The sequence below is a fragment of the Micromonospora sp. MP36 genome, assembly GCF_008119785.1.
In the GTDB taxonomy this organism is placed as follows: Bacteria; Actinomycetota; Actinomycetes; order Mycobacteriales; family Micromonosporaceae; genus Micromonospora.
In genome coordinates this window covers 1-20,020 of sequence record NZ_VSFA01000013.1, presented here as the reverse complement: position 1 = coordinate 20,020, position 20,020 = coordinate 1, and the positions used below count along the sequence as shown (strand labels likewise).

Here is a 20,020-nt window from a genome sequence, read left to right as displayed (position 1 = left end):
CCGTGCGGCCGGACCGGGAAGGCTTTCCCATCGGGCGGGCCGCCGGCCGGTGACCCCGCCGGCCTGCCGGCGGGCCGGTCCACCTGCAACGACAGCGCTCCGGGACCGCTCGCCCCGGAAGATCGCCCGCCGTCGGCCGGTCCCGCCGGAGCATCCGCGTCCCGCCCCGGGCGCCGGCGGCGGCCGGACGCGACCGGAATCACACCCCGCCAGCGGGTCCTGGTGCGAAGGCACCAGGACCCGGCCGAGGCGGGGCGTGGGCGGATCAGGGTGTGTGGTCGACGACCTCGCCGAGCCCGGTGGCGACCAGCTCGTCCCGGATGACCGCCGCGTCGCCCTCCACGACCAGGGTGAGCGACTCCGGGTGCAGGTGCGCCGCGGCCGCCGCGGAGACCTGGTCGACGTCGGCGGCGAGCAGCGCCTCGCGCAGCCGGGCGTGGTAGTCGTCCGGCAGGTCGTGCACCACCAGCGTGGCCAGCGCCGAGGCGATGGCCCGCGGGGTCTGCAGCTCGACCGAGAGCTGGCCGGCCCGCCAGAAGCGGGCCACCGCCAGCTCGTCCTCGGTCACTCCCTCCGCCCGGGTACGCGACACCTCGCCGACCGCCTCGACCAGGGCCGGGGCGGTCACCGCGGTCTGCACCCCGGAGCTGATCGCGAACCGGCCGAACCGGCGGGACGAGGCGAAGTCGCCGCGGATGCCGTACGTGTAGCCGTGCACCTCGCGGAGCAGGTGGTTCAGCCGGGAGGTGAACGCCCCGCCCAGCACCGTGCCGGCGAGCGTGGTCGGTACGTGGTCGGGGTGGGCGCGGTGCGGGGACGGGTGCCCCAGGCGGAGCGTGGACTGCACCGAGCCGGGACGGTCGACCAGGATGATCCGGCGCCGGTCGTGCCGCGGCACCTCGATCGGGCCGCCCTTCTCCACCGGCCCACCCCCGGCGCCCGCGAACGCCGTCGCGCCCAGCGCGTCCAGGTCGACCCGGTCCAGGTCCCCGACGACGATCAGGGTGCCGGGGCGGATGAACCACTCGGAGTGGAAGACCGTGACGTCGTCCACGTCCAGCGCGGCCACGCTGTCCGGGTCCCCGTACATCGGGCGGCCCCAGCGGTTGTCCGTGCCGAAGATGTCGCCGCGCAGCACCGCGTCCGCCCGGGGGCCGGGGTTGGCCCAGTCCATCCGCAGCGCGGTCGCCTCGTCGTCGCGGACCCGCAGCACGTCGGCCGGGTCGAGCTTCGGCGTCCGGACGGCCTCGGCGAGCAGCTCCACCGCCGCGCCCAGCCGGTCCACCGGCACCTGCACGCTGACCTGGAAGGAGTCCCAGTCCAGCCCGGTCACCAGCTCGGTGCCGAGCGCCTCGATGGCCAGCGCGTACGCGGTGGCGTCCCGCTGCGCGGTGCCCTCCTCCAGGGCCTTGGCGAGCACCGCCCCCAGCCCTTCCTTGCCGACCGGCTCCCGGCCGGCGCCGGCGTCGAGGAGCAGCAGCGCGACCGCGAGGTTCTGCCCGGGCAGGTGCGCCGCGACGACCTGCCCGCCGGCGACGGCCCGGCGGACCACCTGCGGGAACCGGTACGGGCGGGCGGCGCCGGGGCCGGGACGTTCAGTGATCAGCGTCATGCGGCCTTCTCCTCCGGCACGTAGATCAGGGTCACCCGGTCGTGTTCGGGACGGAGCAGCTCGGCGGCCTGTTCGGCGATCTGCTCGGCGGTGACGGCGAGCCAGGCCGGCAGCCGCTCGCCGGCCTTGGCCGGGTCGCCGAACTGGGTGGCGTACCGGCCCAGCGTGTCCGCCCGGCCCTCCACCGTGGACATTTGCCGCCACCACGTGGTGCTCAGCAGGGCCTTGGCCCGGTCCAGCTCGGCGGCGGTCACCGACACCGTGGCCAACTCGTCGACCACCTCGGCCAGCCCGTCGCGCAGCCGCTCGGCGGTCACCCCGTCCCGGGCGGTGGCGGTGGCGATCAGCGGGGCGGGAGCGTGGGCCAGGTCCACCCCGTACGCCCCGATCAGGTCCGGCTGGGCGATCCGCTCCCCGTCCGCGAGGCGCTGGTAGAGCCGGCTGCCCCGGCCGCTGCCGAGGACGGTGGCGAGCACCGTGGCGACGTCGTAGCCGGGGGTGCCGAACGGCTCGCTGCGGTGCGCCACGTACACCCGGGGCGCGGGAACGTCGGCGGTGACCGTCTCCCCGGCCGGCCGCCCGGCCGTCGGCACCGTCCGGCCGTCCGGCGCGGCGGGGATGTCGGCGCGCGGCGGGATGCTGCCGAAGTACTTGTCGGCCAGCGCGAACACCTCGGCCGCCGTGGTGTCGCCGACCACGGTGAGCACCGCGTTGTTCGGCGCGTAGTAGGTCTGGTGGAACGCCTGGAAGGTGGGCAGGCCGGCAGCGTTCAGGTCGGCCATCGACCCGATCGTGGCGTGGTGGTACGGGTGCCCCGGCGGATAGAGCAGCGGCAGCAGGCGCAGCCACGCGTCGCCGTACGGGACGTTCTCGTACCGCTGGCGGCGCTCGTTCTTGACCACCTCGCGCTGGTTGTCCAGCGTCTCCTGGGTCAGCGCCGGCACCAGGCCGCCCATCCGATCGGCCTCCAGCCAGAGCGCCAACTCCAGGTGCTCGGCCGGGACCGTCTCGAAGTAGTTGGTCCGGTCGGGGTTGGTGGTGGCGTTCAGCGAGCCACCGGACCCCTGGATGAGCTTCATGTGCTCGGTCTTCGCCACGTTCACCGAGCCCTCGAACATCAGGTGCTCGAAGAGGTGGGCGAAGCCCGTCTGTCCCTCCGGCTCGTGCCGGGAACCCACGTCGTACCAGAGGTTTACGGCGACCGCGGGGGCGGTGCGATCCTCGCTCACCACCACGCGCAGGCCGTTGTCCAGTCGGGTCGTCTCGATCGGCCAGGGGTAACCGCTGTCGGGCATGGCACGACGCTATCCGATCTCACGGGCGGAAAGGGGACGGGCGGGGGCATCGCCGCCGCGCGGCGGGGTACCCACCGGACATGCCCGACCCCACGTCCACCGCCGTCGAACGCGCGGCCGCCGCGCTGGCCCGCCGGCGGCACGCCCGGCTGCTGCATCCGGCCGGCCGCACCTTCTCCGCCGAGGTGATGATCTGGGGTACGCCCGGCCCGCCGACCGGAGTCCCGCTGTTCGACCGGCCCGGACGGTGGCCGGCCACGGTCCGCCTGTCGAAGGGGGTCGCCACGCCGGGCAGCTGGCCGGACGTGCTGGGGCTGGGCGTGCGGCTGCACCGGGAGGCGGAGCCGCCGGTGGATCTGCTGGTGAGTTCCAGCGCCGCCCCGCCCGTGCTGCGTCACCTGCCGCTGCCCCGGCGGCGCTTCACCGGGACGTACAGCTCGATCATGCCCTTCCGCGCGGGCAGGCGCCGGCTCCTGCTGGCGGCGCTGGCCGACCCGGACGGGCCGGAGCTGGGCCGCAGCCTCGCCGAGGTCGCCGCGGCGGTCGGCGCCGACCCGCCGCGGCTGGTGCTGGCGGTGGCCTCGGCGGTCGGGCCGTGGCGGCCGTTCGGGCAGGTCTGCCTGGACGGCCAGCGCGGCGCGCGCGAGGACGCCGCGCTGGCCTTCGATCCGATCGGCAACGTGCCGGCGGGCCTGCGGGCGGAGGGACTGCTCGCCTGGCTGCGCGCGACCACCTACCGCAGGTCCCGCCGGGCCCGGGGCGCGTCCGCTCAGTCCGGGGGCTCGATCGGGCCCACGGTCTGATCCGACGTGCGCCGCTCAAGCATGGTGTCCGGGGCGACGTTCCGGTCCTCCCGGGTGTCCGATTCGGCGAGGATCGCGTCGGCCTGGGCCTCGGGGTCCTCGCTGCCCACCGCCGCCTCCTCGGGCAGCAGGTGGGCCCGGGACTCGATCCGCTCCTGGTCGCTCTGCTCCTGACTCATGCCGTCCCCATACCCCGTGCGGGGCGAGCCGGAACAACCTCCGCCCGACCCCCGCTTCCCATCATCCGGAACACGCCGGAACTTTTTCGAGCTGGTTTCCCTCCCGCGATACGGGACAGCCGGACGGCTCGCCGCCCAGATCCGGCGTGGGCGGGCCGGTGAGCGCATCACGGAAGTTGAGCGGGGGGTCCGGGCGCGCGGACGATGGAGTGAGCCCAGCCCGTCGCGTCGGGTACGCTGGCTGGCGTGACGCGGTCGTATCGATGGTTTAGGCAGCCGGCTGGAGGAGCCGGTGACTCGACCATGATCTGACGTCACTCCTCTTCGAGCCGGCCGGGCAGGGATGATTCCCTGCCCTTTCGCGTACGAGCAGCCGGCTCGACCTCGGGCGCCGGCCCCGGGGCACGGTCGGCGGAAGGAACCCCACCGTGACGACCCCGGACGCCCATCGGGTCATCGACCAGCGGATCGACCGTGTCGTACCGCTGACCACCCCGGCCCTGCTGCACCACCACCTGCCCCTGGATGCGGCGCTCGCGGACGCCGTGGTGGCCGGCCGCCGCGCCGTCGGTCGGGTGCTGGACCGTGCCGACGACCGGCTCCTGGTCGTGGTCGGCCCGTGCTCGGTGCACGACCCCGCCGCCGCCCTCGACTACGCGGGCCGGCTGCGCGAGGCCGCCGACCGGCTCGCCGACGACCTGCTGGTGGTGATGCGGGTCTACTTCGAGAAGCCCCGCTCGACGGTGGGCTGGAAGGGCCTGATCAACGACCCGGGGCTGGACGGCTCGGGCGACGTCAACACCGGCCTGCGTACGGCCCGGGCGCTCCTGCTCGACGTGCTGCGGCTGGGGCTGCCGGTGGGCTGCGAGTTCCTCGACCCGATCACCCCGCAGTACATCGCCGACACCGTGGCCTGGGGGGCGATCGGCGCCCGGACCGTGGAGAGCCAGGTGCACCGGCAGCTCGCCTCCGGCCTGTCCATGCCGATCGGCATGAAGAACCGCCCCGACGGCAGCATCTCCACGGCGGTGGACGCGATCCGGGCGGCCGCCGTACCGCACGTCTTCCCCGGCATCGACGTCTCCGGCACCCCGGCGATCATGCACACCCGAGGCAACGCCGACGGTCACCTGGTGCTGCGCGGCGGGGGCGGGCGGCCCAACTACGACGCGGAGTCGGTGGCCGGAGCGCTCGACCTGCTCCGTACCGCCGACCTGCCCGAGCGCGTGGTGATCGACGCGAGCCACGCCAACAGCGGCAAGGACCACCGCCGCCAGCCGCTGGTCGCCGCCGACGTGGCCGCCCAGCTGGCCGCCGGGCAGCGCGGCATCGTCGGCATCATGCTGGAGAGCTTCCTCCAGCCCGGCCGCCAGGACCTCGACCCCACGCGGGAGCTGGAGTACGGCAAGTCCGTCACCGACGCCTGCATCGGTTGGGACACCACCGCCGACGTCCTCACCGACCTGGCCCAGGCCGTCCGCACCCGCCGCGCCACCCTCCCCACCCCCGCCTAACCCCGTTGATCATGAAGTTGTTGCCGCGACACACCCCGCGCCGCAGGGCAACAACTTCATGATCAAGCGGATGAAACAGCGCCGCCCCGGCCGGGAGGGCCGGGGCGGCACTGGGTGTCGGTGTGCAGGTCGCCTCTCGGCGAAGTGGCACGACGCGGCTCCAGCCGGACGGTATTCCGCGAAGGCAGATGGGGTGAGGCCCGGGGACACTGGACACACCGACGCTCTGCACAACCACCGGTACGCGTCCGGTGTTCCAGCCGGTGCGGTGACCGCCGTCACCGCACGCCGGGCCGCGACCGGCGACGTTTGACCGATTCGGCCCGGGGTAGCTGACCGGGGTGACCGACGAAGCGCCCGTGACCGAGCAGCCGGACACCCGGCAGCTCGACGAACTGCTGGACGACATCTACCACGGCCAGGAGCGGATCACCCAGGCGGACATCTACCGCCGGGCGGTCGCCGCCGAACTCCCCGCGGAGCTGCTCACCCGGATCGCCGCGCTCCCCCAGGGCGAGTACGCGGTCGACGAGGTGGCCGACCTGCTGGGCGGCACCGTGGCCTGAACGGCCCGCCGGTCGGGTAGCCGCCGCGCCGGACAGCCGCAGCGGGCCGGGTACGCGCCGCAGCGGCCGGCGCGTAGGCCGCGGCGTCGGCCGACTGCACGACGGAGAGGACAGTGGGATGACCGACCGGGACGAGGGGCACCGGGAAGCGCTCGGCCAGCCGCCGACGGCGGCACCCCCCGACGCTGATCCGGAGTTCGCGGAGGAGCACGAGGAGACCGCGGTGGACGAGGACATCATCACCGGCGAGGACGACGGCCGACGCGAGACCGAGTCGCCGCGCGGCTGGGCCGGCGAGGACCACGGCACCAGGGCCACCTGAGCGGCACGGAAGACGGGGCGGGCACGCCGTGCCCGCCCCGTCGCCGGGCGGGGTCACTTGTCGCGCTGCCCACCCTGGGCCGCCTGCTGGGCGACCGCGTACCCCATCTGGAGGAAGTCGGAGGCGGCCACGGCGGTCAGCGCGGTGGCGACCAGCCGGGTCAGCCGGGGTGCCAGCACCAGCCCGCCGGTGAGCCCGGTGGCGACCCAGACCGCGAGGCAGAACGGGCAGCTCAGCAGCTCCCCGACCGCGTGCCGGGTCGCGCTGCCCTGGTCGCGGACCTGCTCCATCACCTCGCCGCTGCCGATCGGGTGGTCGTAGCGGGTGAACGGCGCGCGCAGCGGGCTGGTGATCGCGTCCTTGGAGAGCAGCCGGCTGAGCTTGTGGGTCGCGATGGAGAGCAGCACCACGTCCGCCGGGGACGGCCGCTCCGGCACCGGCCGCCCGGTCACCCGGACCAGGCCCACCAGCGACGCGGTGACCGTCGCGTAGGTGCCCATCGCCGCCAGGTAGCCGCCCAGCGGCCGGTGCTCGTGCGGCGCGTACGCCTGGCGCAGGCGCGCCACCTTCTGCTTCAGGCCACTCCCGGTCACCCGGCCTCCTCGGTTCTCGTGGCGCCGCCGGGTCAGCCGGCGGTCAGGTTGTCGGCCACCTCGCGGGCGAGGTTGGCCAGCGTCTCCTCGGCCAACCCGGGGCCGTCCGCGCCGGCGAGGTCCAGCTGTACCCGGGCGCCGCCGGCGTCGACCGACTCCACCCGGATCTCCGCCGACCAGTCGGGCGCGGAGTCGCTGTACCAGGTGGCCCGCATCTGCTCGATGCTGATCACCTCCGGGCGGCGGCTGCCGTCCTCGCGGAGCGGCTCGGGCAGCCACGCCGCCGCCCGGTCGGGGTCAATGGCCGTGTTGAAGACCACCTCGGGCGGCGCGGACATCCCCCGCTCGGCGTGCGCCGCCATCAGGCGCCCCGCAACCGGCTCGGGTCGACCTCCCGGCCCGGGTGCCGGGCGAGGTACTCCGTCTCCAGCTCGGCGGTGCGCCGCAGGTGGTTGGCGAGCGCGGAGTCGGTGGCGTGCCGCAGGGTGTCCAGCCGGGTCCGGTGCAGGCTGGACATCTCCCGGATCAGGTCCTCGTCGCCCAACTCGGCGGGGTCCACCCCGAGCAGCTCGCCGTCGACGTCGCTCAGCGTGGCGTCGCCGCGGGCGTGGTCGCCGTCCCACTCGGGCATCCGCTGCTCCGGGCTGGCGTCCCCGGGCCGGCGTACTGATTCGGTCATCGTCGCCCCCTCGTCTCGTTCGGGCTGGCGTCTAGACGGATGCCCACCGGGGATGCCACCAAACCCCGCCACCTACGACACCGCGTCGGAGACGGCGGCCGGTCCCGGTACCCTCGAAGGCATGAAGCGGCTCTGGACACCGGCGTGGATCGCCCGCCACGTGGCCATGGTCGTGCTGGTCGGGGGTTTCCTCGGGTTGGGCTGGTGGCAGGTCACCCGGGCCGCCGAGGGCAACACGCTGAGCTTCGGGTACGCGATCGAGTGGCCGGTCTTCGCCGGTTTCGTGATCTTCCTGTGGTGGCGTGAGGCGCGTCACGCGCTGCGGGGGCCGCGGGCGGACGAGCCCACTCCGGCGCCGCCGGCGGCCGCTGGGCCGGAGCCCACCCCCACCACCCCCGTGGTACGCCGACCGGTGCGGGTCAGCCGGGGGCCGGCGACCCCGGTCGAGGCGGTCGAGGACGGCGACCTCGCCGCGTACAACCGCTATCTGTCATGGTTGAACGCCAACCCGGGCGCGCGGCCCGGCGACTATCCCGGCTGAGGGCCGGTTCGGAAGGACGGACGACGGTGGGCGGAGCGCTTACCCGGTACCGCGTGATCGCCTGGATCGTGGGCGTCGCGCTGGCGGTGCTGGTCCTGATCGGCATGCCGCTGAAGTACGGCTTCGACAAGCCGACCGTGGTGGCCGTGGTCGGCACCGCGCACGGCTGGCTCTACATGCTCTACCTGGCCGCGACGTTCGACCTGTCGCGCCGGGCCGACTGGCCGCTGAAGCGGATGCTGCTGGTGATGCTGGCCGGTACCGTGCCGTTCGTCTCGTTCTACGCCGAGCGCCGGGTCAGCAACTGGCAGGCGGCCCGGCCCCGCACCCCGGAACCGGTCGCCGGCTGAGTCACCGGTTCGGCCGCCACGGGTCGGCCGAGGCCACCGGGTCCGCCCAGCCGGCACCGTGGCGGATCCCTTCCCGGGCCCGCTTCAGGGCCCGGGTGACCTGGCCGAACTGCCGCTCGTCGTCGCTGCTGAACAGCAGCACCTCGGCGCCCCGGTGCAGCCCCCACAGCTCGTACGCCGGCGGCCGCCAGCGGTCGCCGATCAGGACCAGCACCAGCGGCAGCAGGCCCACCGCGCCCAGCGCCAGGTACGCGGACGCGGTGAGCCGTTGCAGCCCGCCGGTGAAGCCGAGCAGCACCCCGACCGCGCCGATCAGCGCGGCGGTGACCACGACCGCCTGGACGGCCAGCCGGTCGTGCGGCCCCCGGGTGGTCCAGAGCTGGGTGAGGTCGGCGACCCGCCAGCTGTTGCGGCCGACGGTGAACCGTTCCGCGGTGACGACGATGCCCGGCCGGGCGTAGAGCAGGGTCGGGGCGGTCGCCTGTGGCGATCGGGGCGGGCGGGTGGTGGAGCCATCGCTATGCACGGCGTCCTCCAGGGGTCGCGCGCCGGGTCCTCCGCGCCAGCCCTGACCTGTGCCGATGCCGCTGACGGGAATCCCGGCTCCGCGCTTCATTGTGTTGGGGCCGCGCCACCCCGGCCCGGCGTTTCCCTGTTCCCCCGGACCCGCACCGACGGGGATTCGGTCAGGAAACAGAAGCCATTTCGGTCTATGTCATGACTTCGCGACGGGGTGCCTGGCGACATCCGCCGAGAACGACGAATGGGGCGAGCCCCCACGATGCGGCCATCCGGCGCGGGGGTCGCGACGCCCGGACGGCAAATCGGTCACAAAGCGTCACGGTCATCAGCATCACTTCCTGACACTTTGCCAACATTCGTCCCTGCTTCAACTGCCGGCCACTCCTGTCCCGGGTTAGGTTGGGCAGGCCGGTCCGGTCGACCGCCATCCACCCGGATGGCCCCGGGCCGGTGTCGCCGGGTCGCCCAGCGCCCCGGTCGACCGTGGGAGAGGAGCTTTCCGCTCTTGTCGTCCTTACGGATCCTGCTGCGCTCGCTGGTGGTCGCCGGCCTCTCGGCCGTGCTGATCGCCCCGGCGTCGGTGGCTCGGGCCGAGCCCACCCCCGCCGAGCTGACGAAGCAGATCGAGAAGTCCTCGACTGAGCTGGAGCGAATCGTCGAGTCCTACAACAAGCTCAACGAGGACATCAAGGCCAACCAGGCGACCGCGGCCGCGTTGGAGGCCAGGATCGGCCCGTTGCAGGCGCAGGCCGAGCGGAGCCGCGCCGACGTGGGCGTCCTCGCCGTCACCGCGTACAAGACCGGTGGGCTGCGGGCCGCGCAGGCCCTGCTGGAGCCGAGCGGGCCGGCCTCGCTGCCGGAGCGGCTGGGCACCCTGGACCAGCTGACCCGCCAGCGCCAGCAGACCATCGCCGGCTTCACCGCGGACCAGCGCCGGCTGATCGACCAGAAGACCCGGCTCGACGCCACGCTGGCCCGTGAGGCGGCCCAGGCAAAGCAGCTCGCCGCGGCCAAGAAGAAGATCGAGGCCGACCTGGCCCGCCTCTACCAGCTACGGCGGCAGGCGTACGGCCGGGCCACCGAGGCGCCCGCCTCGTCCAGGTCCGCCGGCAGCCCGCCGGCCGTCTCCGGCTCGGCCGGGGTGGCGGTGCGCTACGCGTACGGCGCGGTCGGCAAGCCGTACGTGTACGGGGCCGACGGCCCGGACGGCTACGACTGCTCCGGGCTCACGCTGGCCGCCTGGCGGGCGGCCGGGAAGTCGTTGCCGCACAACGCGGCGATGCAGTGGAACGCCACGGCGCGGATCAGTCGCAGCTCGTTGCAGCCCGGTGACCTGGTCTTCTATTCGGGGCTGGGGCACGTGGCGCTCTACGTGGGCAGCGGCCAGATCATCGACGCGCCCAGCGCCGGCCGCAACGTCAACAAGCGGGACATGGACATCATGTCCATCGCCGGCTACGGCCGGGTGCGCTGATCCTGCGGCGCCCGCGCGGGCTCCAGTACGGCGAACGGCCGGCGTCCCCCTATCGGACGCCGGCCGTTCGTCTTGTCATTACTACCAGCTCAGGCCGCCTGCAGCCCCTCGGCCCGGGCCAGCTCGCGGAGCCGGCCAAGGGCCTGGATCTCCAGCTGGCGGATCCGCTCCCGGGACAGCGAGAACCGCGACGCCACCTCGGTCAGCGAATGCTCCCGGCCGTCCTCCAGGCCGTAGCGGGCCCGCATGATGCCGGCGGACCGGTCGTCGAGGTGGTTGAGCAGACCCTCGATGCGCTGCCGCTCCAGCCCGGTGAGGACGATGTCCTCCGGCGACGGGGCGTCGCTGTCGGCGACCAGGTCGCCGAGGTTCGTGTCGCCGTCGTCGCCGACCGGGGTGTCCAGCGAGACCGTGTCCTGCGACCAGCGGACCAGCTCGTTGACCCGCTCGACGGTCACGCCGAGCGCCGTCGCGATCTGCTCCGGCTCCGGGTCGGTGCCCAGCTCGCGGGTGAGCTGCCGGGTCACGTTCCGCATCCGGTTGACGTCCTCGACCAGGTGCACGGGCAGCCGGACGGTCCGCTCCTGCTGCGCGATGGCCCGGCTGATGGCCTGACGGATCCACCACGTCGCGTAGGTGGAGAACTTGTAGCCGCGCTCGTAGTCGAACTTCTCGACCGCCCGGACCAGGCCGGTGTTGCCCTCCTGGATCAGGTCCAGCATGGGCATGCCGGACCGCACGTACCGGCGGGCGATCGACACGACCAGTCGCAGGTTGGCGCGGATGAACAGGTCCTTCGCGCGCTCACCCTCGACGATCAGCCGCTCCAGTTCCTCCCGCTCGACGCCGACGGGGACGCGGTCCTCGCCGAGCAGGTGCTCGGCGTAGAGGCCGGCCTCGATCGCCTTGGAGAGGTCGACCTCCTTGGCGGCGTCCAGCAACGGCGTCCGGGAGATCTCGTGCAGGTAGACGCCGACCAGGTCGCGCTCCTCGGCGACCTCGTCGGTACGCATGCCGATGTTCTTGTCCACGATTGCCACGGTCCCCTCGCTCGCGCCGGTTGCCCGGTTCCTTGCCATCCCCACGTTCATCAGCCCTCCCCGTAACCTCTGCTGTGCCCGTAGGTGCTGACACCTACACAACAGTTGAGACGCGTCGGGGATTCCATGTCGTGAGTCGAAACTGTCACGAATGCCTGAGTAGTAGCTGAGAGCCCGGTCCATGTTTGCTGTCAGGACCCCTGCTCGGGTGGCTCACGCACGCCCCGGTCAGAAGGCGGTCGGAGCAGCGGAATCGTCGTCCGCCCCGGAAATCGCACCATTGCGAATTCCATGAACACAGCGACCCGCGTCACCGCGACATTGCGATCCTGGTCACTGCGAGATACGCGTCCGCGCGCCGGGCGGTTCAGCCACGGGTCAGGATTACCCCACGCTTCGATGAACAATCCGCAGCGCGCAGGCCGTCCCGGCCGCGGCGTGACGTGCGTCGCAGTCGCCGGAGCGAGTCGGGTGGACGGGCCCGCCGGGGCGGGTCAGGAGGCGAGCAGGGCCAGCGCGCCGCGCACCTGGTCGGCGGAGCGGGCCAGGGCGGCCCGGGCGGCGGCGACCTCCGCGCCGGAGACCAGGGAGACCAGGGCGGTCTTGAGGTCGCCGTCGGCCTCGTGCAGCACGGCCTGGCAGACCTCCTCGGCGCAGCCGGTGGCCTCCATCAGGATCGAGATCATCCGGCCGCGCAGCTTGGCGTTGGTGGCGACCATGTCGATCATCAGGTTCGAGTAGACCCGGCCGAGGCGCACCATGACGGCCGTGGAGAACGTGTTGAGCACCAGCTTCTGCGCGGTGCCCGCCTTCATCCGGGTCGAGCCGGTGACCACCTCCGGCCCGGTGTCCACCCCGATGAAGACGTCGACCGACGAGGCGGCGTCGGCCTCCGGATTGGCGCAGAGCAGGACGGTTGCGGCCCCCTGCGCCCGGGACGCGGCGAGCGCCCCGAGGACGTACGGGGTGCGGCCGCTGGCGGCCAGCCCGACCACCAGGTCGCCGGGGCGTACGCAGTCGGTGGCCTCCGCGGCGCCGGTGCGCTCGTCGTCCTCGGCGTCCTCCACGGCCCGCCACATGGCCTCCGGACCGCCCGCCAGGTGGGCGCAGAACCAGTGCCGTGGCGAGTTGAAGGTGGGCGCCAGCTCCGCGGCGTCCAGCACGCCGAGTCGGCCGGAGGTGCCGGCGCCGAAGTAGTGCACCCGGTGCCCGCCGCGCAGCGCGGCCACGGCCAAGTCGACGGTCTCCGCGATCTCGTCGAGGACGGCCGCCACCGCGCCCGGCACCCGCCGGTCCGCCTCGTTGATGACGGTGAGCACCTCGCGGGTCGACATCAGGTCGAGGTCGAGGCTGTGCGGGTTGCGCCGCTCGGTGGGCGCCCCGACCCGCACCACGGGCCGCGCCGCGGCCACCTCGTCCGGCTCCACTCGACCGGTCGTCATCCCCGCCTCCGCCCGGAGCCCACCCGGTGCGACTGGACGGCCTCGGCGGTCGCCTCCAGGGCCTTCCTGGCCCTGGCCCGGTTGCGCGCGGCCACCCCGACGAAGAGGCAGTCCACCACGGTGAGCTGGGCGAGCCGGCTGGCCATCGCCCCGGAGCGGTACGTGGTCTCCCGGGCCGCGGTGGTGAGCACGAAGTCGGCCACCTCGGTGATCGGCGAGCGGGGGAAGTTGGTCAGCGCCACCGTGGTGGCGCCCCGCGCCCGGGCCTGCTCCAGCACCTCGATGACGTCGGAGGTAGTGCCGGTGTGCGAGATGCCGACCGCGACGTCGCCCCGGCCCAGCAGGGCCGCCGAGGTCAGCGCGGTGTGCACGTCCGGGAAGTAGAAGGCGGTCCGGCCGATGCGGTGCAGCTTCTGCTGGAAGTCGGAGGCGACGAAGCCGCTGGCGCCCGCGCCGTAGACGTCGATCCGGCCGGCCGCGCCGATCGCCTCGACCACCTGCTCGCAGACGGCCGGGTCGAGCTGCTCGGCGGTCTCCTCGACGGCCCGTGCGTCGTTGAACGCGATGGTCGCGATGATCTGCGCCAGGTCGGCGCCGGGCGGGATGTCTCCGCCGACCACCCGGGCGTCCGGGGGCTCGACCCGGCGGGCGGCCTCGGCGGCGAGCCGGATCCGCAGCTGGGGATAGCCCTCCATGCCCACCGACCGGCAGAACCGGATGACGGTGGCCTCCGAGGTCTCGGCGGCGGTGGCGAGGTCGGTGATGGTGCGCCGGGCGGCGTCCGCCGGATCGGCGACGACCAGCCGGGCGACCCGCTGCTCGGCCGGCGACAGCGACGGGAGCAGGCCGCTGATGTGGACGATCAGTCCACCGGGCTCGTGACTCGCAGAAATCTTCGGACTCTTCGCCACGGATGAAACTTACTTTCATGAAGGCGTGACCGTCAACCATGACGGCGCGTATCGGGAAAAGTACCGCCTTCCGCGCCGGATCATCGCCGCAAGGGTCCCATTCCCGCTGCCCGCCCGCCTCCCCCGCTCCGGTCGAGTCGGCCGCGCCGACCGACCGCCGGATCGGCCTTCGTGCAGGTCATGCCGACCGGACGGCTCGGCCCGGACCGCCGGACGGACGGCTGGCGGACGCCGGTCGGCATCGACCCCGCCGGATCGCGCCCCGCCCGCCACGCCGGCCCGCGGGCGGCTAGCGTGTGCCCATGGCGGAACGCACGGTGCTGGTGACCGGAGGCACGGGCGGGCTGGGCGGTGCGGTCACCGCCGCCTTCCTCAAGGCGGGCTGGCGGGTGGTCGTACCCGAACGGGAGAGCGATCCGACGTCCGGACCGGTCCGGGTCGAGCGACAACTCCAGCCCGGCGCGGCTGACGCCGCGCCGCGACCTGGCGCCGTCGTTGAAGCCGTCACCGCCGACCTGCTGGAACCCGCCGGCGCGGCGCGGGCCGTGGCGGTGGCGGCCGCCGAACCGACCGCGCCGCTGCGCGCGGTGGTCAACCTGGTCGGGGGGTACGCCAGCGGTGGGCTGGTGCACGAGACCCCGGTCGAGGAGTTCGACCGGATGCTGCGGATCAACCTGCGCCCCACGTACCTGGTCACCCAGGCGGCGTTGCCGCACCTGATGGCGGCCGGCGGCGGGGCGGTGGTCTGCGTGTCGGCGCGGGCGGCGGTGACGCCCTTCGCTGGCGCGGCCGGCTACGCCACGGCCAAGGCGGCGGTGCTCGCCTTCGCCAACGCGGTGGCGGTGGAATACCGGCAGCGCGGAGTCCGGTGCAACACGGTGCTGCCGAGCGTGATCGACACCCCGGCCAACCGGGCCGCGCAGCCGGAGGCCGACCACCGGCGCTGGGTGCCGCCCGCCGAGATCGCCGCGGTGATCCGTTTCCTCGCCTCCGACGAGTCCGCGCCGACCAGCGGGGCGAGCGTCCCGGTCTACGGCCGGGCCTGAGCGGGCAGCGGGTCATCCCGACCCGACCCGCCGGACGGCGGGCGGGTGCCGCCCGGCGGCCCGCCCGTCGACGCGGGCGGGTCACCGGGCAGCCACTCGGTGAGGTGGGCGCGGATCCGCCGGGACACCTCATCCGGCGAGCCGTTCGCGTCGACCACCACGAAGCTGGGGTACTCCGGCAGCGCCTGGTAGGCGGTGGCGGCGGTGGTCAGCCAGCGCATGGTCTCGTGGTCGGTGCCGCGCCGCTCGATCCGCCGGTACGCCTCGGCCGGGTCGACGCTGAGCAGAAAGGTGACCCGCGGGGCGGGGAAGATGCGGTAGCCGGCCCGGGCCAGCCGTTCCCAGCGCTGTCCCCCGTGCGCGCGGATGCTGGCGTACTGGCAGGGGGACCAGCGGTCCATCACCGCCGTGCGGCCGGTCACCAGGCAGCTCAGCAGGGCGAGAGCGATGGCGAGCCAGCGGAGCACGGACTCGACGGCGAGCAGCCCGTCGCGGCCGACGAGCCGCTGCGCGTCCGGGCGGCCGAGCCGCTGGGCGAGCCGGCCGAGCCAGCGGCGACCGCCGGCGTTGCGATGGTAGGTGGCGGGATGGCCGGCCGCGGTGAGCGCCTCGGCGAGCCGGTGAGCCTGGGTGGTCTTGCCCGAGCCGTCGATGCCGATCAGGGCGACGGCGCGCAGTCGGGCCCTGCCGCGCCGCCCCCGCAGTGACCTGGCCACCTGCCCCAGGCTAGCGGAGCGGCGCCCGTCCCCGGCAGTTTGTCCCATTCCGCTCCGTCCCGCCCGTGCCGCGCCGACAAGAGGTGTGGCCGACCGGTTCGCCGGGTACGCAACTTCATTCCCACCGCCACCCACGACGACGGGAGAACCCGATGGCCGAGCGCGGGGACGAGACCCTGGTGCACACCCTCAAGAAGGTCGCCGCCGTGCTCAAGCAGTCCGAGATCCCCTTCGCGCTCGGTGGCAGCTTCGCCGTGTACGCCCACGGCGGCCACTCCAGCGAGCACGACGTGGACTTCCTGATCCGGGAGCAGGACGTCGACCGGGCGCTGGAGGCCCTGGTCGAGGCCGGCTTCACCGCCGAACGCCCGCCCGAGGACTGGCTGGTCAAGGTCTATGACGAGGGGCGGATGGTGGACCTGATCCACCGGCCGATCGAGACCCCGGTGACCGAGGAGACCTTCGCCGACACCATCGTGCGGCCGGTCGACGCGATCCACATGCCAGTGCTCTCGGCCACCCAACTGATGGTGCACAAGCTGCTGAGCTTCTCGCAGCACTACTGCGACTTCGCCCGCGCCCTGCCGCTGGCCCGCTCGCTGCGGGAACAGATCGACTGGGAACGGGTACGGAAGGAGACGCAGCACTCGCCGTACGCAGAGGCGTTCCTGGTGCTCCTCGACCGGCTGGACGTGCTGCCGGAGAGCGGCACCGCAGAGGGAAGGGAGACACCGTGACCGAGCAGCACGGCGACGCGCCGCCCGACGAGTACGTGGAGGCGGAGATCCAGCGCCTGTTGGCCGAGGACCCGGCGATCGCCGAGCAGGGCATCACCGTGGTCCGCCTGGAGCGGGGCCTGGTGCTCTACGGCGAGGTGGAGAGCCCGCACCGGCGGGAGGAGATCCTGCGCCGGGTGGCCGAGCGCTTCCCGGACGTGCCGATCACCAGCGACATCGGCGTGATCCGGACACAGGCGCCCACCCAGGTCGAGGAGCTGCCGTGAGGGAGGTTGGACCGTGATCCGGATCGCCGCCGTCGGCGACGTGCACATGGACGAGGACGTGGTCGGCCGGTTCCGGCCGGCCCTGGACGAGCTGCCCGACTGCGCCGACGCGCTGCTGCTCGCCGGCGACCTGACTCGGCACGGCACCGAGTCCGAGGCGCGCTGCGTGGCCCGGGAGTTCGGCAACCTCGGGGTGCCGGTGATCACCGTGCTCGGCAACCACGAGCACCAGTGCGACGAGGTGCCGCAGCTGGTGAAGGTGCTGGAGGACGTCGGCATCACCGTGCTGGAGGGGACCGGGATGGTGCTGGAGTGCGCCGGCGGGCGGCTCGGCGTGGCCGGGGTGAAGGGCTTCGGGGGTGGGTTCGCCGGGCGCTGCGCCAGCGACTTCGGCGAGCCGGAGATGAAGTCCTTCGTCCAGACCACCAAGGACAGCGCCGACGCGCTGGGCCGGGCGCTGCGCGGGCTGGAGTGCGACGTGCTGGTGGCGCTGACCCACTACTCCCCGGTGCCGGACACGCTCGCCGGCGAGCCGCTGGAGATCTATCCGTTCCTCGGCTGCTACCAGCTCGGGCAGGCGATCGACTCGGCGCCCACCGCGCTGGCCCTGCACGGGCACGCCCACCACGGGTCGGAGCGGGGCACCACCCCCGGCGGCGTCCGCGTCCGCAACGTCGCCCACCCGGTGATCAAGCAGGCGTACAGCGTCTTCCACCTGGGAGATCAGCTCGACCGGGCACAGGTTTCTCGGATCTGACGGCCGGGTACTGCCCGAGCCATGGAGCTGATTCTCTGGATTATCGCAGTCGTACTGGTGGTCGCCGGCATCCTCGCGCTGTTCCGCCGGCAGATCCTGTGGGGCATCGTCCTCATCATCGTCGGCCTGCTGGTCGGCCCGGGCGGCGTCAGCATCTTCAGCAGCTAGCCGCCGCATCCCTCAGCACCCCTGACCCGCCGGGGTCGTCGGGTCCGCAGGCTCCGTCCGCCCAGATCGGAGCGGGCGGGCGCGACGACCCCGGCGCTTCGCGTTCCGGCGGTCGTCCGGCCGACCGCGTCGCCGGTCCGGCGGCCGGACGCGGGGCCCCGATCCGGACCCCGCGTCCGCTGCCGGTCAGCAGCGCGGTACGCCGGGGATGTAGCCGTCGTAGCCGGTGTAGACGTACGCGTCGGAGATGTACCGGCCGGTGCCGATCCGGTCCCAGATCGAGCTGGTGCCGTAGGTGCCGGTGACCGTGGTGCCGCTGGTCTGGCAGTAGATGGTGACCTTCGCGCCGTCGGCGACCGAGCCGACCGCGCTGTAGTTGGTGCCCGGGCCGGAGCGGACGGTCAGGCTCACGCCGGAGGTGGTGTTGACCGTGCCCTCACCGGTGTTCGAGCCGGAGCAGCCGTTGTCGCTGGTGTACGTCTTGGTGCCCCAGTAGAGGGCGAGCGCCCCGTTGAACCGGACCTGGATGTCGTTGCCGTTGAGCCGCTGCTCGTAGTGCAGGTGCGGGCCGGTGGAGCCACCGGTGCTGCCCACGTACCCGATCACCCGGCCGTAGCCGACGGTCTGCCCGACCGAGACGTTGAAGCCGCTCAGGTGGGCGTAGTAGGTGGTGTAGCCGTTGCCGTGGTCGATCCGGACGTACTTGCCGTAGCTGGTGCCGCCGAGGTCGGTCACCCGGTCGACCGTGCCGGGCGCGCTGGCCACCACCGGGTCGCCCAGGTCGTCGGTGCGGTTGAAGTCGATCGCGTAGGCCGGGCTGTGGTCGGACCGGGTCTGGCCGGACCAGGACTGGTTACAGGGGAACGGGACCTTGAAGGTCGGGGCCGCCATGGCCGGGGCGGCCGGGACCAGGGTCGCCGCGAGGACGGCGCCCACGGCCGCGAGACTGAACCACCGCTTGCGCATCCATCTCCTCCTATGTTGAAAGTTTTCGATTGGCTGCGCTTAGCGTGACAGAAAGTTCCATCGATGGGAAGGGTCGCCCAGGGGCCAGATCGCCGGAGGGTGGGAGCGCGCCCACGAGCGGTGAGGAGGGTTTCGAGATTGTTACCTGGCCGTGTCCGGCAGGGGGGTGGACCGGGTGAGATGCAAGCGCTTACATGTGGGAACGACCATCGGACCGGCGCGCGTTCGATCCCTCCACGCGCCGGCTAGGAAGGAGATCGGCATGGCGTTTGCCAGATCGCGCCAGGCTCTCGCGATCGCCGGCGTACTGGGGCTGGCGCTCGGCGTCACCGCCTGCGGCACCGGCAACGACAAGAAGAGCAGCAAGGCGAGCTCCCCCGAGTGCGCCCCATACGAGAAGTACCAGGGTCACGACGGCAAGAAGGTCACCATCTACTCGTCCATCCGGGACATCGAGGCCGACCGCCTCGCGGAGTCCTGGAAGGAGTTCGAGAAGTGCACCGGCATCAAGATCGACCACGAGGGCTCTCCCGAGTTCGAGGCCCAGCTGCCCGTCCGGGTGGACGGCGGCAACGCCCCTGACCTGGCCTTCATCCCCCAGCCGGGTCTGCTCAAGCGGTTCGCCGACGCGGGCAAGCTCAAGCCCGTCGGCGCCGACACCAAGGCCATGGCCGAGGCCAACTACTCCCCCGACTGGCTGAAGTACTCCACCGTGGACGGCAAGTTCTACGGCGCCCCGCTGGGCTCCAACGTGAAGTCCTTCGTGTGGTACTCGCCGAAGATGTTCAAGGAGAAGGGCTGGACCGTCCCCGAGACCTGGGACGACCTCATCAAGCTCAGCGACACGATCGCGGCGAGCGGCATCAAGCCGTGGTGCGCCGGCATCGAGTCCGGTGACGCCACCGGTTGGCCGGCCACCGACTGGATCGAGGACCTCATGCTGCGCATGACGTCGCCCGAGGTCTACGACCAGTGGACCACCCACGCCATCCCGTTCAACGACCCGCAGGTCGCCGGGGCGGTCGACAAGGCCGGCCTGATTCTCAAGAACGAGAAGTACGTCAACGGCGGCATCGGCAACGTGAAGAGCATCGCCACCACCGCATTCGGCGAGGCCGGTCTGCCGATCACCAAGGGCAAGTGCGCCCTGCACCGGCAGGCGTCCTTCTACGCCAACCAGTGGCCGAAGGGCACCAAGGTGGCCGAGGACGGCGACGTCTTCGCGTTCTACTTCCCGGCCGTCGACCCGGCCAAGGGCAAGCCGGTGCTGGGCGGTGGCGAGTTCGTCACGGCCTTCGCCGACCGGCCCGAGGTCCAGGCCGTGCAGACCTACCTGGCCTCCGGCGAGTACGCCAACAGCCGCGCCAAGATCGGCGACTGGGTGTCGGCGAACAAGAAGCTCGACCTCGCCAACGTCCCGAACCCGGTGGACAAGCTCTCCGTCCAGATCCTCCAGGACCCGAAGACCGTCTTCCGTTTCGACGGCTCGGACCTGATGCCGGCCGCGGTCGGCGCGGGCAC

At 73.0% G+C, this 20,020-nt stretch carries 25 protein-coding genes; 13 read left to right on the top strand and 12 right to left on the bottom strand.

The window, feature by feature from the left end:
• Positions 1-265 precede the first annotated feature (265 nt).
• The gene (locus FXF52_RS13305; RefSeq protein WP_148796976.1) at positions 266-1,612 is read right to left on the bottom strand and encodes a pitrilysin family protein; all 1,347 of its coding nucleotides are present in this window, start codon (positions 1,610-1,612) and stop codon (positions 266-268) included.
• Positions 1,609-2,907, bottom strand: coding sequence for a pitrilysin family protein (locus tag FXF52_RS13300; RefSeq protein WP_148796973.1), 1,299 nt, complete (start codon positions 2,905-2,907; stop codon positions 1,609-1,611). Before FXF52_RS13300 ends, FXF52_RS13305 begins: the two co-directional genes overlap by 4 nt.
• An 80-nt stretch (positions 2,908-2,987) precedes the next feature.
• Between FXF52_RS13300 and FXF52_RS13295 the strand changes: the two genes are divergently transcribed.
• On the top strand, positions 2,988-3,710 hold the full coding sequence (locus tag FXF52_RS13295) for a phosphodiesterase (protein WP_148796970.1): 723 nt from the start codon (positions 2,988-2,990) through the stop codon (positions 3,708-3,710).
• Here FXF52_RS13295 and FXF52_RS13290 read toward each other — a convergent pair.
• Complete coding sequence (locus tag FXF52_RS13290) at positions 3,677-3,889, bottom strand: hypothetical protein (RefSeq protein ID WP_148796967.1); 213 nt, start codon at positions 3,887-3,889, stop codon at positions 3,677-3,679. The two genes, FXF52_RS13295 and FXF52_RS13290, sit on opposite strands and share 34 nt — an antisense overlap.
• 428 nt (positions 3,890-4,317) lie before the next feature.
• On the opposite strand from FXF52_RS13290, the gene FXF52_RS13285 reads away from it, so the two are divergent.
• The 3 genes from FXF52_RS13285 (at position 4,318) to FXF52_RS13275 (ending at position 6,291) form a co-directional block, all read left to right on the top strand.
• Positions 4,318-5,403, top strand: a complete 1,086-nt coding sequence (locus FXF52_RS13285; RefSeq protein ID WP_148796964.1) for a 3-deoxy-7-phosphoheptulonate synthase — start codon at positions 4,318-4,320, stop codon at positions 5,401-5,403.
• 332 nt (positions 5,404-5,735) lie between these two features.
• Positions 5,736-5,969, top strand: coding sequence for a hypothetical protein (locus FXF52_RS13280; protein ID WP_370517966.1), 234 nt, complete (start codon positions 5,736-5,738; stop codon positions 5,967-5,969).
• A 118-nt stretch (positions 5,970-6,087) separates the two neighbouring features.
• Entirely contained in the window at positions 6,088-6,291 is a 204-nt protein-coding gene (locus tag FXF52_RS13275) for a hypothetical protein (RefSeq protein WP_148796959.1), read from the top strand.
• 53 nt (positions 6,292-6,344) lie between these two features.
• Here the strand turns inward: FXF52_RS13275 and FXF52_RS13270 are convergent, their stop codons facing one another.
• Genes FXF52_RS13270 through FXF52_RS13260 form a run of 3 tightly spaced genes read right to left on the bottom strand, consistent with a single transcriptional unit; the run spans position 6,345 to position 7,563 of the window.
• Positions 6,345-6,884, bottom strand: a complete 540-nt coding sequence (locus FXF52_RS13270) for a DUF1360 domain-containing protein (RefSeq protein WP_148796957.1) — start codon at positions 6,882-6,884, stop codon at positions 6,345-6,347.
• Between the two features lie 32 nt (positions 6,885-6,916).
• Positions 6,917-7,246, bottom strand: coding sequence for a hypothetical protein (locus FXF52_RS13265; protein WP_148796955.1), 330 nt, complete (start codon positions 7,244-7,246; stop codon positions 6,917-6,919).
• Entirely contained in the window at positions 7,246-7,563 is a 318-nt protein-coding gene (locus FXF52_RS13260; protein ID WP_148796953.1) for a DUF6158 family protein, read from the bottom strand. Before FXF52_RS13260 ends, FXF52_RS13265 begins: the two co-directional genes overlap by 1 nt.
• 121 nt (positions 7,564-7,684) lie before the next feature.
• Here FXF52_RS13260 and FXF52_RS13255 point away from each other — a divergent pair, with 121 nt between their 5' ends.
• Both FXF52_RS13255 and FXF52_RS13250 read left to right on the top strand, forming a co-directional pair.
• A complete protein-coding gene (locus tag FXF52_RS13255) occupies positions 7,685-8,104 on the top strand; it encodes a hypothetical protein (RefSeq protein WP_148796951.1) in 420 nt (139 codons plus the stop codon).
• A gap of 26 nt (positions 8,105-8,130) precedes the next feature.
• A complete protein-coding gene (locus tag FXF52_RS13250; protein ID WP_148796949.1) occupies positions 8,131-8,454 on the top strand; it encodes a DUF3817 domain-containing protein in 324 nt (107 codons plus the stop codon).
• Between the two features lies 1 nt (position 8,455).
• Here FXF52_RS13250 and FXF52_RS13245 read toward each other — a convergent pair whose 3' ends face one another.
• Positions 8,456-8,980: a DUF6232 family protein gene (locus FXF52_RS13245; protein WP_148796946.1), complete on the bottom strand. Its 525-nt coding sequence runs from the start codon at positions 8,978-8,980 to the stop codon at positions 8,456-8,458.
• Positions 8,981-9,481: 501 nt separating this feature from the next.
• On the opposite strand from FXF52_RS13245, the gene FXF52_RS13240 reads away from it, so the two are divergent.
• Complete coding sequence (locus tag FXF52_RS13240; RefSeq protein ID WP_148796944.1) at positions 9,482-10,450, top strand: C40 family peptidase; 969 nt, start codon at positions 9,482-9,484, stop codon at positions 10,448-10,450.
• 89 nt (positions 10,451-10,539) lie between these two features.
• On the opposite strand, the gene FXF52_RS13235 is transcribed toward FXF52_RS13240, so the two are convergent.
• The 3 genes from FXF52_RS13235 to FXF52_RS13220 form a co-directional block, all read right to left on the bottom strand.
• Positions 10,540-11,529 carry an RNA polymerase sigma factor RpoD/SigA gene (locus tag FXF52_RS13235; RefSeq protein ID WP_187413491.1) on the bottom strand — a complete coding sequence of 330 codons (990 nt, stop codon included), beginning with the start codon at positions 11,527-11,529 and terminating at the stop codon, positions 10,540-10,542.
• Positions 11,530-11,984: 455 nt separating this feature from the next.
• On the bottom strand, positions 11,985-12,932 hold the full coding sequence (gene murQ / locus FXF52_RS13225; protein WP_148796938.1) for an N-acetylmuramic acid 6-phosphate etherase: 948 nt from the start codon (positions 12,930-12,932) through the stop codon (positions 11,985-11,987).
• The gene (locus FXF52_RS13220; protein WP_148796936.1) at positions 12,929-13,843 is read right to left on the bottom strand and encodes a MurR/RpiR family transcriptional regulator; all 915 of its coding nucleotides are present in this window, start codon (positions 13,841-13,843) and stop codon (positions 12,929-12,931) included. The genes murQ and FXF52_RS13220 overlap by 4 nt, the downstream gene beginning before the upstream one ends.
• A gap of 302 nt (positions 13,844-14,145) precedes the next feature.
• Here FXF52_RS13220 and FXF52_RS13215 point away from each other — a divergent pair, with 302 nt between their 5' ends.
• The gene (locus FXF52_RS13215; RefSeq protein ID WP_148796934.1) at positions 14,146-14,889 is read left to right on the top strand and encodes an SDR family NAD(P)-dependent oxidoreductase; all 744 of its coding nucleotides are present in this window, start codon (positions 14,146-14,148) and stop codon (positions 14,887-14,889) included.
• Here the strand turns inward: FXF52_RS13215 and FXF52_RS13210 are convergent.
• Positions 14,874-15,605, bottom strand: coding sequence for a dTMP kinase (locus FXF52_RS13210; RefSeq protein ID WP_148796932.1), 732 nt, complete (start codon positions 15,603-15,605; stop codon positions 14,874-14,876). The genes FXF52_RS13215 and FXF52_RS13210 overlap by 16 nt on opposite strands.
• Before the next feature lie 152 nt (positions 15,606-15,757).
• Here FXF52_RS13210 and FXF52_RS13205 point away from each other — a divergent pair, with 152 nt between their 5' ends.
• From FXF52_RS13205 to FXF52_RS41615, 4 genes are read left to right on the top strand one after another with little or no spacing between them, the layout of a single operon-like run.
• Positions 15,758-16,342, top strand: a complete 585-nt coding sequence (locus FXF52_RS13205; RefSeq protein ID WP_148796930.1) for a nucleotidyltransferase — start codon at positions 15,758-15,760, stop codon at positions 16,340-16,342.
• Positions 16,339-16,608: a hypothetical protein gene (locus FXF52_RS13200; protein WP_148796928.1), complete on the top strand. Its 270-nt coding sequence runs from the start codon at positions 16,339-16,341 to the stop codon at positions 16,606-16,608. Before FXF52_RS13205 ends, FXF52_RS13200 begins: the two co-directional genes overlap by 4 nt.
• 13 nt (positions 16,609-16,621) lie before the next feature.
• Positions 16,622-17,365, top strand: coding sequence for a metallophosphoesterase (locus FXF52_RS13195; protein ID WP_148796926.1), 744 nt, complete (start codon positions 16,622-16,624; stop codon positions 17,363-17,365).
• A 21-nt stretch (positions 17,366-17,386) separates the two neighbouring features.
• Complete coding sequence (locus tag FXF52_RS41615) at positions 17,387-17,533, top strand: GPGG-motif small membrane protein (RefSeq protein ID WP_187413490.1); 147 nt, start codon at positions 17,387-17,389, stop codon at positions 17,531-17,533.
• Between the two features lie 186 nt (positions 17,534-17,719).
• Here the strand turns inward: FXF52_RS41615 and FXF52_RS13190 are convergent, their stop codons facing one another.
• Positions 17,720-18,499 (bottom strand): M23 family metallopeptidase, encoded by a 780-nt coding sequence (locus FXF52_RS13190; RefSeq protein ID WP_148796924.1) that lies wholly within the window; start codon positions 18,497-18,499, stop codon positions 17,720-17,722.
• A 262-nt stretch (positions 18,500-18,761) separates the two neighbouring features.
• Here FXF52_RS13190 and FXF52_RS13185 point away from each other — a divergent pair.
• Positions 18,762-20,020 (top strand): ABC transporter substrate-binding protein (locus FXF52_RS13185; protein WP_148796922.1); only part of this gene is annotated, 1,259 nt, incomplete at its 3' end.

Coding starts and splice junctions, on each gene's coding strand:
- FXF52_RS13305 (WP_148796976.1), bottom strand. CDS start 1,612: ATGACGCTGATCACTGAACGTCCCGGCCCCGGCGCCGCCCGCCCGTAC.
- FXF52_RS13300 (WP_148796973.1), bottom strand. CDS start 2,907: ATGCCCGACAGCGGTTACCCCTGGCCGATCGAGACGACCCGACTGGAC.
- FXF52_RS13295 (WP_148796970.1), top strand. CDS start 2,988: ATGCCCGACCCCACGTCCACCGCCGTCGAACGCGCGGCCGCCGCGCTG.
- FXF52_RS13290 (WP_148796967.1), bottom strand. CDS start 3,889: ATGAGTCAGGAGCAGAGCGACCAGGAGCGGATCGAGTCCCGGGCCCAC.
- FXF52_RS13275 (WP_148796959.1), top strand. CDS start 6,088: ATGACCGACCGGGACGAGGGGCACCGGGAAGCGCTCGGCCAGCCGCCG.
- FXF52_RS13265 (WP_148796955.1), bottom strand. CDS start 7,246: ATGGCGGCGCACGCCGAGCGGGGGATGTCCGCGCCGCCCGAGGTGGTC.
- FXF52_RS13260 (WP_148796953.1), bottom strand. CDS start 7,563: ATGACCGAATCAGTACGCCGGCCCGGGGACGCCAGCCCGGAGCAGCGG.
- FXF52_RS13255 (WP_148796951.1), top strand. CDS start 7,685: ATGAAGCGGCTCTGGACACCGGCGTGGATCGCCCGCCACGTGGCCATG.
- FXF52_RS13235 (WP_187413491.1), bottom strand. CDS start 11,529: ATGGCAAGGAACCGGGCAACCGGCGCGAGCGAGGGGACCGTGGCAATC.
- murQ (WP_148796938.1), bottom strand. CDS start 12,932: ATGACGACCGGTCGAGTGGAGCCGGACGAGGTGGCCGCGGCGCGGCCC.
- FXF52_RS13215 (WP_148796934.1), top strand. CDS start 14,146: ATGGCGGAACGCACGGTGCTGGTGACCGGAGGCACGGGCGGGCTGGGC.
- FXF52_RS13205 (WP_148796930.1), top strand. CDS start 15,758: ATGGCCGAGCGCGGGGACGAGACCCTGGTGCACACCCTCAAGAAGGTC.
- FXF52_RS41615 (WP_187413490.1), top strand. CDS start 17,387: ATGGAGCTGATTCTCTGGATTATCGCAGTCGTACTGGTGGTCGCCGGC.
- FXF52_RS13190 (WP_148796924.1), bottom strand. CDS start 18,499: ATGCGCAAGCGGTGGTTCAGTCTCGCGGCCGTGGGCGCCGTCCTCGCG.